12 protein-coding genes are annotated in these 14,833 nt (G+C 36.3%); all 12 read left to right on the forward strand.

Features of this window, described 5'->3' with window-relative positions; translation table 11 throughout:
* Positions 1-8 precede the first annotated feature (8 nt).
* Genes B2145_RS16475 through ftsZ form a run of 12 tightly spaced genes read left to right on the forward strand, consistent with a single transcriptional unit; the run spans position 9 to position 14,773 of the window.
* Positions 9-356: an FtsL-like putative cell division protein gene (locus B2145_RS16475; protein ID WP_291104737.1), complete on the forward strand. Its 348-nt coding sequence runs from the start codon at positions 9-11 to the stop codon at positions 354-356.
* On the forward strand, positions 347-2,353 hold the full coding sequence (locus B2145_RS16480; RefSeq protein ID WP_291104740.1) for a penicillin-binding protein: 2,007 nt from the start codon (positions 347-349) through the stop codon (positions 2,351-2,353). The genes B2145_RS16475 and B2145_RS16480 overlap by 10 nt, the downstream gene beginning before the upstream one ends.
* Positions 2,350-3,813: a UDP-N-acetylmuramoyl-L-alanyl-D-glutamate--2,6-diaminopimelate ligase gene (locus B2145_RS16485; RefSeq protein ID WP_291104743.1), complete on the forward strand. Its 1,464-nt coding sequence runs from the start codon at positions 2,350-2,352 to the stop codon at positions 3,811-3,813. The genes B2145_RS16480 and B2145_RS16485 overlap by 4 nt, the downstream gene beginning before the upstream one ends.
* 11 nt (positions 3,814-3,824) lie before the next feature.
* Positions 3,825-5,054: a phospho-N-acetylmuramoyl-pentapeptide-transferase gene (gene mraY / locus B2145_RS16490; RefSeq protein ID WP_291104746.1), complete on the forward strand. Its 1,230-nt coding sequence runs from the start codon at positions 3,825-3,827 to the stop codon at positions 5,052-5,054.
* A complete protein-coding gene (gene murD, locus B2145_RS16495) occupies positions 5,054-6,388 on the forward strand; it encodes a UDP-N-acetylmuramoyl-L-alanine--D-glutamate ligase (protein WP_291104749.1) in 1,335 nt (444 codons plus the stop codon). Before mraY ends, murD begins: the two co-directional genes overlap by 1 nt.
* Before the next feature lie 49 nt (positions 6,389-6,437).
* Positions 6,438-6,818 (forward strand): four helix bundle protein, encoded by a 381-nt coding sequence (locus tag B2145_RS16500; protein WP_291105055.1) that lies wholly within the window; start codon positions 6,438-6,440, stop codon positions 6,816-6,818.
* A 51-nt stretch (positions 6,819-6,869) separates the two neighbouring features.
* The gene (locus B2145_RS16505; RefSeq protein WP_291104752.1) at positions 6,870-8,177 is read left to right on the forward strand and encodes an FtsW/RodA/SpoVE family cell cycle protein; all 1,308 of its coding nucleotides are present in this window, start codon (positions 6,870-6,872) and stop codon (positions 8,175-8,177) included.
* Between the two features lie 32 nt (positions 8,178-8,209).
* On the forward strand, positions 8,210-9,298 hold the full coding sequence (gene murG / locus B2145_RS16510) for an undecaprenyldiphospho-muramoylpentapeptide beta-N-acetylglucosaminyltransferase (protein WP_291104754.1): 1,089 nt from the start codon (positions 8,210-8,212) through the stop codon (positions 9,296-9,298).
* Positions 9,295-10,644: a UDP-N-acetylmuramate--L-alanine ligase gene (murC, locus tag B2145_RS16515; RefSeq protein ID WP_291104756.1), complete on the forward strand. Its 1,350-nt coding sequence runs from the start codon at positions 9,295-9,297 to the stop codon at positions 10,642-10,644. Before murG ends, murC begins: the two co-directional genes overlap by 4 nt.
* The gene (locus tag B2145_RS16520; protein ID WP_291104759.1) at positions 10,631-11,353 is read left to right on the forward strand and encodes a cell division protein FtsQ/DivIB; all 723 of its coding nucleotides are present in this window, start codon (positions 10,631-10,633) and stop codon (positions 11,351-11,353) included. The genes murC and B2145_RS16520 overlap by 14 nt, the downstream gene beginning before the upstream one ends.
* A 6-nt stretch (positions 11,354-11,359) precedes the next feature.
* The gene (ftsA, locus tag B2145_RS16525; protein ID WP_291104762.1) at positions 11,360-12,736 is read left to right on the forward strand and encodes a cell division protein FtsA; all 1,377 of its coding nucleotides are present in this window, start codon (positions 11,360-11,362) and stop codon (positions 12,734-12,736) included.
* A 57-nt stretch (positions 12,737-12,793) separates the two neighbouring features.
* The gene (gene ftsZ, locus B2145_RS16530; RefSeq protein ID WP_291104764.1) at positions 12,794-14,773 is read left to right on the forward strand and encodes a cell division protein FtsZ; all 1,980 of its coding nucleotides are present in this window, start codon (positions 12,794-12,796) and stop codon (positions 14,771-14,773) included.
* Positions 14,774-14,833: the final 60 nt, after the last annotated feature.

A 14,833-nucleotide genomic window follows, 5' to 3' on the forward strand; every position in this document is an offset into this window, starting at 1 on the left:
AGAAAAAAATGAAAAACGGAGTTTACGGCATATTGAAAGCGCGGTTTCTTATTGATGATGATGCCATAAAAAATTGGCGTTTCATCGTTTTTCTAATTATTCTGGCTATTATCATGATTGCCAATACCCAACGATTTGAACAAAAAGTATTTAAAATTGCAGAATTGACAAATCAGGTGAAAGAATTGCGTTCGGAATTTGTTGATAGACGTTCGGAATTAATGAAACTAAAAATGGAATCGACTGTTTCTGAGAAAATGGTAGAAAGACAAATTTTTCCATCAACAATCCCTCCCATTAAAATAGAAGTCAAAAAAACAGAAGAAAAAAGTTTTTTAAACAAAATATGGCAGTAGAAGATAAACATATATCCTACAGAATTTATCTGGTAGCTTTCGCCGTCTTTTTGATGGCAATTGCCATTGCTGTGAAATTGACAAATATTCAGTGGGTCGAAGGGGATTATTATAGAAAATTAGCCAAAGAAAGAACTGTTAAAAATTTTATTATTCCTGCCAATAAAGGAAATATTTATTCTGCCGACGGAAGTCTGTTGGCAACCTCAATTCCTAATTATGAAATACGGTTTGATGCTGTTGCCCCAAAATCCGAGGCATTCGAAAAAAGTGTAAAACCATTGTCTGATTCGCTGGCTGTGCTTTTGGGAAAATCAGCTAATTTTTTCGAAAATGAATTTCGAAAAGCCAGAGTAAATAAAAATAGGTATTATTTGGTGGCTCGTGACTTGAGTTATACTGAATATGTGAAAATAAAAGATTTCCCCCTGTTCAATTTAGGTACTTACAAAGGAGGAATTATTGTAGAACAAGAGACGGTAAGGAAACGCCCAATTGGAAAAATTGCAGAGCGCACCATTGGTTATGAAAGAAGAAATTCAGACGGGAGCTCTAATGGAAAAGGAATTGAATGGGCTTACAGGAAATATCTCAACGGGAAAGACGGCAAAATTTTAAAGCAAAAAATTTCAAAAGGGCAATGGAAACCCATTCGTGATGTTAATGAAGTTGACCCCCAAGATGGTTATGACGTGGTATCTACAATTGATGTTTTTATTCAAGATATCGCCCACCATGCCTTATTAAAACAATTAGAAGATTATCAAGCCGATCACGGTTGTGTGGTGGTTATGGAAACTAATACAGGACAAATAAAAGCGATTTCAAATTTAGGGAAAGCAGAAGATGGCTCTTATTATGAAACCACAAATTATGCAGTTGCCGAAGCGCACGAACCGGGTTCGACTTACAAACTTGTTGATTTGATGAGCTTACTCGAAGATAAAAAAATTGACACAAGTGCTGTTTTTGATACTTATGGCGGAATTATTACTTATTCCGGAAAATCGGTAAGAGATTCCCATAGGGGAGGTTACGGAAAAATATCTTTGGCTCGTGGATTTGAGTTATCCTCAAACACGGTGATGGTGCAAGCGGTTTACAATAATTACAAAAACAATCCTTCACAATTCGTCAATCACATTAATAGTTATGGATTGAATAAATGTTTGGGACTTTCAATCAAGGGAGAAGGAATCCCTTATGTTCCTCAGCCAAGTGATAAAAACTGGTCTAATCTTTCGCTTCCGTGGATGGCTTTTGGTTATGGAGTTTCCATTACTCCCTTGCAAACATTGACCTTTTACAATGCGGTTGCCAATAACGGAGAAATGGTAAAGCCGCAATTTGTTTCAGAAATAAAAGAGTGGAATAGAACTATCAAAAAATTCGACAAAGAAGTTATAAATCCGAAAATATGTTCACATGAAACTATCTTGAAGTTGAAAGCAGTTCTATTGAATGTGGTCAAAAAAGGAACGGCTTCAAAATTGTATTCCAAAGATTTTTCGATGGCAGGAAAAACAGGAACGGCAGCAGTAAATTATGCTAAAGATGGAGGAGCAGAAAAATATTATGCTTCATCATTTGTTGGTTATTTTCCTGCCGAGAATCCAAAATATTCCTGTATAGTTGTGGTGCATAAGCCGAGTACGGTACACAATAATTATTATGGTGCCGATGTGGCAGGGCCAGTTTTTAAGAAAATTGCACAAAAGATTTTTACCGATACACCGTCGACAAACGAGATTAAAAATATAAACAAAAAAATACAAAAACAGGAAAATGATTACGATGCTTATTTCGTGAAATCACAAAAGCAGCAAATTTCAATTGTTCCCGATGTAAAAGGGATGTCAGGAATGGATGCTGTTGCTCTATTTGGAAATCTTGGAGTAAAAGTAAAAATAATTGGCATTGGAAAAGTAAAAAAACAATCCATACAGCCAGGAGAAAATTTATCTAAAAACACAATTATTACCTTAGAATTGTCATGATTATTTTAAAAGAAATAATGTACAAAGTTGCTATTGAAGCCGTAAAAGGTTCGACAGATATTGCTATCAACAAAATGGATTTTGATTCCAGGAATATTGGGGCAAACGATGTTTTTGTGGCCATTCGCGGTACTGTTTCAAATGGGCATGATTATATAGAAAAAGCAATTAATCTTGGTGCAATTGCAATTGTTTGCGACACGTTTCCTGAAATCACCACAAAGGGAATAACCTATATTCAAGTAAAAGACACTAATAAAGCTTTGGCTTATATGGCTGCCAATTATTTTGGAAATCCTTCGCAAAACTTAAAACTAGTTGGCATTACGGGGACAAACGGCAAAACGACAATTGCTTCTTTATTGTACCAATTGTTCAAAAAAGCGGGTTTCAAAGTAGGACTTTTATCCACGGTAAAAATCCTTGTTGACGAGAAAGAATACAAAGCCACACACACTACTCCAGATTCGATTACGATAAATCATTATCTGAAAGAAATGTGTGATGACGGCGTTGAATACTGTTTTATGGAAGTGAGTTCACACGGAATTCATCAAAAACGTACCGAAGCACTACATTTTACAGGAGGTGTTTTTACCAATTTATCGCATGACCATTTAGATTATCATACTTCTTTCGCAGAATATCGTGACGTGAAAAAATCGTTTTTCGACAATTTGCCCAAAACTGCTTTTGCATTATCGAATATAGATGATAAAAATGGACAGGTGATGTTGCAAAATACGGCAGCCAAAAAACTTACGTATGCCTTAAAATCCTATGCCGATTATAAAGCGCAAATCCTCGAGAATCAATTGTCGGGATTATTGTTGAAAATAAACGGAAATGAAGTTTGGGTAAAACTTATTGGGACTTTTAATGCCTATAATTTATTGGCAATTTATGGAACCGCGGTTCAATTGGGAATGGAAAGCATGGAAGTTCTCTGGTTATTATCCGATTTGGAAAGTGTTTCAGGACGTTTTCAGTTTATTGTTTCCAATTCGAATATTACGGTGATTGTTGATTATGCCCACACGCCGGATGCATTGGAAAACGTGCTAAAAACAATTAATGATATTCGCACCAAAAACGAACAATTGATAACCGTTGTAGGTTGTGGAGGCAACAGAGATAAAGCAAAACGCCCGATTATGGCAAGCATTGCCGCTGAATTAAGCGATAAAGTTGTCCTAACATCGGACAATCCAAGAAATGAGGATCCTGAAACGATTATCCAAGAAATGGAACAAGGTATTGCACCTCAAAATTATAAAAAATCATTGTCGATAACCGACAGAAAACAAGCCATAAAAACTGCTTGCCAACTCGCCCAGCCCAATGATATTATTCTAATTGCAGGAAAAGGACACGAAACATATCAAGAAATTCAAGGCGTTCGCCACGATTTTGATGATATGAAAATAGTAAAAGAAATTTTAGAACAACTCAACAAATAAACGACAAATATATGCTGTATTATTTATTTGAATATTTCAACAAAGTTTTGAACATTCCCGGAACAGGAGTTTTTCAATACATTACTTTCAGATCGGCATTGGCATTTATATTTTCCCTTCTTTTATCCACAATTTACGGGAAAAGAGTCGTTACTTTTTTGCGTAAACAACAGATAGGAGAAACGGTTCGTGAACTAGGATTGGCAGGTCAAAATGAAAAAGCGGGAACTCCAACAATGGGTGGATTGATTATCATTTTTGCCACTTTGATTCCTGTTATGCTGTTTGCCAAATTGCAGAATATTTACATCGTATTATTAATCGTCACCACTTTATGGATGGGAACCATTGGTTTTATTGACGATTACATCAAAATTTTCAAAAAAGACAAACAAGGTTTAAAAGGGATATTCAAGGTTTTTGGGCAAGTAGGCTTGGGTTTGATTGTAGGATCAGTTCTATATTTCCATCCTGGGGTAACCGTGAGAACATCGGCCGGGAATAGCGATGTTTATAGGGTTTCAACAGAAAATATGATTTCTCAATCACCGGTTGAGGAAAAATCGACGGCAACTACAATTCCTTTCTTTAAAAACAATGAATTTGATTATGCCAAAGTTTTGGCTTGGACTGGCGAAGGCTATGAAAATTGGGCTTGGTTAATTTTTATTCCAGTTGTAATTTTCATCATTACGGCTGTTTCCAATGGTGCCAATCTTACGGACGGAATCGATGGATTAGCCGCAGGAACTTCGGCAATTTCAGTCCTGGCATTGGGGATTTTTACCTTCGTTTCCGGTAATATTATTTTTTCCAATTATTTGAACATTATGTATATCCCAAATTCGGGCGAAATGACCGTTTTTATCGCTGCATTTGTGGGATCGTTAATAGGATTTCTTTGGTACAATTCTTATCCAGCAACCGTATTTATGGGTGATACGGGAAGTTTAACCATTGGCGGAGTCATTGCCGTTCTTGCTATTGCCGTTCGAAAAGAGTTGCTAATTCCTCTATTATGCGGAATATTTTTGGTCGAAAATTTATCGGTTGTTTTGCAAGTGGGTTATTTTAAATATACGAAAAAACGCTTTGGCGAAGGCCGAAGAATATTTTTGATGGCGCCATTGCATCATCATTATCAAAAGAAAGGATACCACGAAAGCAAGATTGTAACTCGATTCTGGATTGTTGCCATAATGCTCGCCATATTATCAATCGTTACTTTAAAATTAAGATAATGAGATTAGTAGTTTTAGGTGGTGGCGAAAGCGGGGTAGGAACCGCAATTCTTGGCAAGAAAAAAGGATATGATGTTTTTGTGTCCGATTTTGGAAAAATAAAAGAAAATTATAAAGAAGTTCTTATCATTAATGAAATTGCTTGGGAAGAAGAAACTCATACGGAAAACCTGATTTTGGCTGCCGACGTGGTGATGAAAAGTCCAGGAATTCCAGAGAAATCACCAATAGTAAAAAAACTCATTGCAAAAGGAATTCCGGTAATTTCAGAAATTGAGTTTGCCGCCCCATTTACAAAGGCGATTACCATTGGAGTCACGGGAAGCAACGGAAAGACAACGATAACAATGCTCACCCATCATTTGCTAAAATCAGCAGGATTGAATGTGGGTTTGGGAGGCAACATTGGAAAGAGTTTTGCTTGGCAAGTTGCAGAGGATAAATATGATTCTTATGTGTTGGAATTAAGCAGTTTTCAGCTTGACGGAATCATAAATTACAAACCGCACATTGCCATTATTACGAATATAAGCCCAGATCATTTAGATCGATATGATTACAAATATGAAAATTATATTGCCTCGAAATTTAGAATAACAATGAACCAAACCGAGGAGGATTTTCTCATTTATGATGCGGATGACGAAATAATCGTTGAATGGTTAAAAAACAACAAAACAAAAGCCCAATTAATTCCTTTTTCACTGACAAAAACTTTCGAAAACGGAGCATTTATAAAAGATAAAAATATGGAAGTAAACATCATCAACGAGGAAGAATTCATTATGGAGACGGAATACATTGCACTGGAAGGAAAACACAACATGAAAAATGCGATGGCGGCAACTTCTGTGGCAAAATTGATGAAAATTAGAAATGCGACAATTAGGGAAAGTTTGTCCAGTTTTCAAGGAGTGGAACATCGTTTGGAAAAAGTGTTGAAAATTCAAAATGTGCAATACATTAACGATTCAAAAGCGACGAATGTAAACGCCACTTTTTTTGCTTTGGACAGCATGAATACGCCAACGGTTTGGATTGTTGGTGGAGTTGACAAAGGAAATGATTACAATGAATTGATGTCCTTGGTTCGCGAAAAAGTGAAAGCCATTATTTGTTTGGGTGTCGACAACAAAAAAATTATTGATGTTTTCGGAAACGTGGTCGATATTATGGTCGAAGTCAATACTATGGAAGATGCCGTGAAAATGGCCCAACGTTTAACTGAAAAAGGAGATACAGTACTATTGTCACCAGCTTGTGCGAGTTTCGATTTATTCGAAAACTACGAAGATAGAGGAAGACAATTTAAAAATGCAGTGAAGAATCTGTGATTTTAGATTGCAGATTTTAGAATTTAGATTAAAAAAATAACAGTAATAAATTCCTTTTACGACAACTAATGAGCTAAAATTAAGGACAAAGAATTTTTCTTTGATGATAGTAGACATGGTAGAAAAATTGTCAAATTCCATTTCTGTTAGAGTAGTTGCTAATCAAATAGTTAAAAGTGGAACATCGGTTGGCGCCAATTATAGAGCAGTTTGTAGGGCAAGAAGTGATAGGGAGTTTGTTTCTAAAATGAATATAGTTTTAGAAGAAGCAGATGAAACTTTGTTTTGGATAGAAATAATTATGGCTAAACAATGGATTAGTAAACAGGAATTGGAGGTTATTTGGAACGAAGGGAATGAATTAACTGCAATTTTTGTTAGTGCTTTAAAAACAGTTAATAATAGAATTAATTCACAAAATAAATCATAAAGATAACTTATCAAGAATCTAAAATCTAAACTCTTAAATCTAAAATAATCTATGAAAGAACTAGTAAACAATCTAAAAGGGGACAGGGTAATATGGTCATTCGTGGCTTTATTGGCATTGTTTTCGTTTATGCCTGTTTTTAGTGCAAGTAGTAATTTGGCTTATATGAACCACGGAACAGGAAATACAATCAGTTTCTTGCTAAAGCATTTGGCTCATATTTTTATTGGATTTATCATTATTTATTGGGTTCATAAAGTGCCGTTCCATTATTACAAAGGAATTTCGAAAATTGCATTGCCAATAGTTTGGATATTGTTGGTCTATACAATGATAAAAGGAACCGTTATTGCCGGAGCGAATGCCAGTCGCTGGATTCAGGTGCCGTTTATTGGGATAACTTTTCAAACTTCAACATTGGCATCTATCGTTTTAATGCTTTATGTGGCTAGGTATTTGTCGAAAAAGCGAGAAGAGGAAACAACTTTTCAATCTTCGCTTTTAGAACTTTGGTTGCCCGTTTTTATCACGTTGATGTTCATTTTACCGTCCAATTTTTCCACGGCAGCGTTGATATTTTCAATGGTTTTGATGTTGGCTTTCGTTGGGAAATATCCTCTGAAATACATAGGATTTATAATTGGGGTTGGAATCGCGGCATTGGCTTTATTTGTATTATTGGCCAAAGCTTTTCCGGATTCTCATTTTTTTAGTAGAGTTGACACTTGGACGAGTCGAATTGAAAATTTCAGAACGAACAAACCTGGCGAAGACGATTACCAAATAGAAAAAGCGAAAATCGCGATTGCATCCGGTGGAATTTACGGACTTGGACCTGGAAAAAGTGTGCAAAAACACTTTTTGCCACAATCTTCTTCCGATTTTATTTATGCTATTATTGTTGAAGAATGGGGATTAATAGGCGGCTTAGGAGTTTTATTTTTATATCTGTTATTGTTTTTTAGATTTATCGTTGCGGCCCATAAAGCCAATTCTTTATTTGGAAAATTGCTAGTCGTTGGACTTGGTTTTCCGATGATTTTTCAAGCGATGATCAATATGGCCGTTGCGGTCGAGTTATTGCCGGTAACGGGACAGACTTTGCCGTTCATAAGTAGCGGTGGAAGTTCTATCTGGATGACGAGTATCGCTTTGGGGATTATCATTAATGTGACCAAAAAAGACGAAGAAATCGCCGAAGAAATAAAAGACAAAGAAAGAAGAGAAGCGGCGTTGCAAAAACTAATCGACAAGCAATTAGAAGAAGAAAATGAAGAGGAGGAAATGAATGATTCAGAAGAAAATTATTCCATACAAGACAAAGCAGCTAATCCGATGAAAGCAGTTTTTGGTAAATAGCAGTTTAAAAATATAAATATAGTTTAAGGAAAATGGTAAAATACAAATTCATATTAAGTGGTGGCGGAACAGGAGGACATATCTATCCTGCAATTGCCATTGCCAATGAATTGAAATCTCGTTTTCCTGATGCTGAATTTCTTTTTGTGGGTGCCAAGGACAAAATGGAAATGCAAAAAGTTCCTCAAGCGGGTTACAAAATTGAAGGTCTTTGGATTGCTGGTTTACAGCGAAAATTCACTTTACAAAATGCGATGTTTCCATTCAAATTAATCGATAGTTTATGGGAATCCAGAAAAATAATTAAGCAGTTTAAACCCAATGTGGTGATAGGAACCGGAGGTTTTGCTTCGGGACCCTTATTGCAAATGGCAAATATGTTAAATATTCCAACGGTAATTCAGGAACAAAATTCATTTCCGGGAATTACCAATAAATTATTGAGCAAAAAAGCCAATAAAATTTGTGTTGCCTACGAGAATTTGGAACGGTTTTTTCCAAAAGAAAAAATGATTTTGACGGGAAATCCAGTGCGTCAGGATTTAATTGACATCGAAAGCAAAAGGGAAGAGGCAATACAATTTTTCAATTTGGATGCCAATAAAAAAACATTATTGGTTCTCGGTGGAAGCCTCGGAGCAAGAAGAGTCAACCAATTAATTGAAAAAGAATTGGAAAATATAGTTTCTCAAAATGTGCAGGTTATTTGGCAATGCGGGAAATTATATTTCGAAGATTACAAGAAATACAATTCGGAAAATGTTCAAGTTTTGGCATTTATTGACCGAATGGATTTGGTTTATGCAACTGCAGATATTGTGATTTCAAGAGCTGGAGCATCGTCGGTTTCAGAGTTGTGCATTGTTGGGAAACCAGTGATTTTCATTCCGTCGCCAAACGTAGCCGAAGATCACCAAACCAAAAACGCAAAATCAATAGTCGATAAAAAAGGAGCGATTATGATTAGAGAAAGTGAATTGGACGAAAATTTCACCACCATTTTCAACTCCTTATTAAATGATGAAAACCAACAAAAAGAGTTGAGTAAAAACATAAAACAATTGGCTTTGCCAAACGCAACAAAACAAATAGTTGACGAAATCGTGAAATTAATAAAATGAATCTAAATCAAATACATAACGTTTATTTTATTGGAATCGGAGGAATCGGGATGAGTGCTTTGGCGCGTTATTTCAAAGCTATTGGCAAGAATGTATCGGGTTATGACAAAACCGAAACGCAACTGACGAAGGAATTGCAGCAACGTGGGATTGCCATTCATTTTGAAGATAATATCGATTTAATCCCGGCCGATTATTACCTAGAAAATACCTTGGTGATTACTACTCCGGCTGTTCCAATGCATCATTCGGAGTGGAATTATTTTATAGAACGCGATTTTGAAGTGAAGAAAAGAGCCGAAGTTCTCGGAATAATTACAAAAGACACTTTCTGTTTTGCGGTTGCAGGAACCCACGGAAAAACCACGACTTCTGGCATACTTGGACATATTTTATTCCAAAGCGGAGTTGATGTTACGGCTTTTGTTGGGGGAATTGTCGAAAATTACAATTCGAATTTAATAGGAAACGGAAAAACTATTACCGTAGTCGAAGCCGATGAATTTGACCGTTCCTTCTTGCATTTGCATCCCAATATTGCTTGCGTGACATCAATGGATGCGGATCATTTGGATATTTATGGAGACAAATCGGCGATTGAAGCATCGTTTGTGGAATTTGCAGATAAAGTAGAAGACAAAAGCAAACTTTTCATCACCAAAGATTTGCCAATTAAAGGAGTCACTTGTGCAGTAAATGAAGATGCCAACTTTACCGCTTTCAATATCAAGATAGTCAACAGTCAGTATGTTTTTGACGTACGAACACCTTCGGAAACCATACTAAATTTGGAATTTGGTTTACCCGGAAAACACAATTTGATGAACGCACTTATGGCATTGGCAATGGCAAAAACTTTCGGCATCCCAAACGAAGACATTGCTAATGCCTTACGTTCATTCAAAGGAATTAAAAGAAGATTCTCCTATCAAATTAAAACCGAAAATCTAGTTTACATCGATGATTATGCACATCATCCAACCGAAATAAATGCGGTGCATCAGGCGGTTCGGGAATTGTATCCAGACAAAAAAGTATTGGCAATTTTTCAACCGCATTTGTTTAGCAGAACCAGGGATTTTGCCGATGATTTTGCACGAAGTCTTGCCGCTTTTGATGAAGTGATTTTATTGGATATTTATCCAGCACGCGAATTGCCAATGGAAGGAATTACATCAAGTTGGTTATTGGGAAAAATAGCCAGTCAACATAAAAAATTAGTTCAAAAACAGGAATTAATTGCTGCGATTTTAGAGAGCGATGCAGCGGTTATCGTGACCATCGGAGCAGGTGATGTTGGAGAAATGGTTCCATCCATTAAAAAAGCGTTAAATGAAACTGTTTAATTGGACAAATATTCGATTAGTGCTAATGTTTGCATTGGTAATTTTCCTGTTTTCATTCACTTCAAAACGGAATGAAAGCAGAAAACTCACCAAATCAGTTGTTGTTTTCGTAGGAGATAACGCTCCTTTTGTGAATCGGGAAACGGTTAATAAATTGTTAATAGAAAATAATAAAGATGCGCAAAGTATTGGCAAAGATAAATTAGATTTGAATAAACTGGAAAAGGTTTTAAACTCACACGAAATGATTGAAAAGTCGGAAGTGTTTGTTAGTGTAGATGGAGTTCTAAAAGCAATAGTTAAACAAAAAACTCCTATAGCTAGAGTTTTTGACGGAGATGATTCTTTCTATATTGATTACGAAGGAAATACAATGCCGTTGTCAACTAATTTTACAGCTAGAGTTCCACTTGTTTCGGGAAAAATTAATAAAAAAAATAGCGAAGATTTAGCCGAATTATTTCGCATAATTCATAACGATGCGTTTTTGAAAAAAAACATCATTGGTGTTCAAATTATGCCAAACGGGAGCTTGATAATGCTCAATAGAAATTTTAATTATCAAATTGATTTTGGTGGAGACGTAAGAGTAAGAGCTAAATTTAACAATTACAAAGCATTTTTTCAAAAAGCTGTTTTGGATAGTTCGTTATATAAATATAAAACAATTGACCTCAGGTTTGCGCAGCAAGTAGTGTGTACTAAATAATAGATAATGGAAAAAGAGAATATTGCAGTAGGTCTAGATATTGGGACAACCAAAATTGTTGCCATGATAGGCAAGAAAAATGAATATGGAAAACTGGAAATTTTGGGAGTTGGAAGATCCAAAAGTCTTGGTGTGGCAAGAGGCGTGGTAAATAACATTACCCAGACCATACAATCTATCCAACAGGCCGTGCTTGAAGCCGAAAACAAATCTGGGTATAAAATAAAAGACGTGGTTGTGGGAATTGCTGGCCAACATATTCGCAGTATTCAGCACAGCGACTACATTATCAGAAGTAGTGCCGAGGAAGTAATAGGGGGGAGTGACATTCAACTTTTGATTGACCAAGTAAATAAATTGGCAATGTTGCCCGGCGAAGAAATAATTCACGTTTTGCCGCAAGAATTCAAAATTGACGGACAATCCGAAATCAAGGAACCCATAGGAATGTATGGAGGAAGATTAGAGTCTAGTTTTCATGTTGTGGTAGGACAAGCTTCTTCAATAAGAAATGTGGGCAGATGCATACAAAGTTCGGGTATAGAATTGTCCGGATTAACCTTGGAACCATTGGCATCAGCCGATGCGGTTTTGAGCCAAGAAGAAAAAGAAGCAGGTGTTGCATTGATTGATATTGGTGGAGGAACAACAGATTTGGCCATTTTTAAAGATGGAATTATTCGTCATACAGCGGTTATTCCTTTCGGAGGAAACGTGATTACCGATGATATAAAAGAAGGCTGTTCCATTATCGAAAAACAAGCCGAATTATTGAAAGTTAAATTTGGATCGGCTTGGCCGGGGGAAAACAAAGACAATGAAATTGTTTCAATTCCAGGGCTCAGAGGAAGAGAACCAAAAGAGATTTCGTTAAAGAATTTGTCCAAAATAATTCACGCCCGTGTTGTTGAAATTATCGAACAGGTTTTTACTGAAATAAAAGATTACGGGCACGAAGATCCCCGTAAAAAATTGATTGCGGGAATTGTGCTTACTGGTGGTGGTGCGCAATTGAAACACATTAAACAATTAGTGGAATACATAACCGGGATAGACACCAGAATTGGATATCCAAACGAGCATTTGGCTGGGAATTCTGACGAAGAAATATCGAGTCCTTTATATGCCACGGCGGTGGGATTAGTGATGAACAGCATCGAAAATAAAACTCAAAGTGCCGTTAGAATGGATGTGGTTGAGTCTCCAAAAGCAAATGTTTATAGAGTACCGGTTATCCAAAAACCAGAAATTGACGAAGCTGAAAAGGAGGTTGAAAGCCAAAACAGAATTAAGAGAGAAGAATCTACTGAAACTAAAATAAGAAGATCATTTTTTGACAGATACGTTGACAAGATTAAAGATTTCTTGGATAATGCGGAATAAGAAAGAATAAAAGACAGGATTAAAAAAAACAAATAAAAATATTAAAAACCCAATAAGATGATGAGCAACTCAGAATTTGGAAGCATTACATTTGATTTACCCAAAAACCAATCAAATGTAATAAAAGTTATTGGAGTAGGTGGCGGCGGAAGTAATGCCATAAACCACATGTTTAAACAAGGTATCAAAGGCGTCGATTTTATCGTTTGTAATACCGATTCCCAAGCCTTGGAAAACAGTTCTGTGCCCAATAAAATTCAGTTAGGTGTGAATTTGACCGAAGGACTTGGAGCAGGAGCAAACCCTGATGTAGGACAGCAATCGGCTATTGAAAGTATTGCCGATATTGAAAAAATGCTCGACGGAAATACCAAGATGGTTTTTATAACTGCAGGAATGGGGGGAGGAACCGGTACAGGAGCTGCGCCAGTAATTGCACAACTTGCCAAAGAAAGAGATATTCTAACTGTGGGAATTGTAACCTTGCCTTTCTTGTTCGAAGGAAAAGTTCGTCAGGAGCAAGCACTTATCGGTATTGATAAATTGCGCAAACAAGTCGATTCGTTAATTGTCATCAATAATAATAAATTAAGAGAAGTGTATGGAAATCTTGGTTTCAAAGCTGGGTTTTCAAAAGCGGACGAAGTTTTGGCAACAGCCTCAAGAGGAATTGCCGAAGTAATTACGCATCACTACACACAAAATATCGATTTAAAAGATGCTAAAACAGTTTTGGCCAATAGTGGAACAGCCATTATGGGATCAGCTGTTGCTTCGGGCGAAAACAGAGCCAAGGAAGCAATTATGTCAGCATTAGATTCTCCTTTATTGAATGATAATAAAATCACCGGTGCCAAAAACGTATTGTTGCTCATCGTTTCTGGCTCTGATGAAATCACGATTGATGAAATAGGCGAAATTAACGATTTTATTCAAGTCGAAGCGGGTTTCAATGCCAATATTATTATGGGTGTTGGCGAAGACGAAGCACTTGGCGACGCTGTTTCGGTTACAATAATTGCAACCGGATTTGACGTGGAACAACAAAACGAAATTGTAAATACCGAACCAAAAAAGATTATTCATACGCTTGAAGACGAACAAAAAAGCGTGCATGATTTGACAAAAAAAACAGTTCCGGCATTTAATTGGAATAACGAATCGCCAATATCAAATGCAACCGAAAAAATTGTTTTCGAATTATTGGAAGATGCCGTTGCTGAACCGGCTATAGTGTCAATAAACAAAGAAGAGTTAATGGTTATGTCCGAATTTATAAAAAATTTAGACGTGACTTTCGAAATTGTTTCTCCAATCAATGACATCGATTTTATGGTGTCGTCACCAAAAGCTGCCAATGTTAGGGACACAAGCATAAGTGAACCGGCGAAGCAAATGAATGTAGGGGAGCCAAAAGTTTATGAAAGAGAAGAACAAACTACTTTTTCTTTCGACTTGCCGCTTTTTAACCCGACGAATACCGTTCCTGAACCAGTTGGACAAATAGATGAAAATAAAATTTTATTCGAACTGACCAATGAAACAAGGGAGATTAAAGTGAATCAACCTGTTCAGTTTGTTCCGGTAACTGAATTGACCGACAAGGGAATTATTAGATATTCTCTCGAAGAATACATGGAATTGGAAAATAACCTGCTAGAATCAAAACCATCCATAAAAGTTATCGAAGAAGTAATCCCCGAAGAGTTGAACATCACGATGAAGAAAGTGGATATAGCCGCAAATACTTCTTCCACCTTCGAGAATATTTCTCCAATGGAAATGACAATTCAGGAAACATTGAAATTCAGGGCCGACGAAAGAAGAAAAAAGCTCAAGGAATTCAATTATAAATTCCACAATAATGTTTCCAGAATTGATGAATTTGAAAGAGAACCTGCTTACAAAAGATTAGGAATAGATATTTCGAGTTCACAAACCAATAACACGAATTCAAGAATTTCGGTAGGAACCGATAGTAATGATGACCTGCAGTTACGTTCCAATAATTCGTACTTGCATGACAACGTAGATTAATTAACCCAAACCAAATTACGGTAGCCCGAAAATTGAATTTAATTTTCGGGCTATTTTTTG

It is taken from the genome of Flavobacterium sp. UBA5153, assembly GCA_002413745.1.
Taxonomy (GTDB): domain Bacteria; phylum Bacteroidota; class Bacteroidia; order Flavobacteriales; family Flavobacteriaceae; genus Flavobacterium.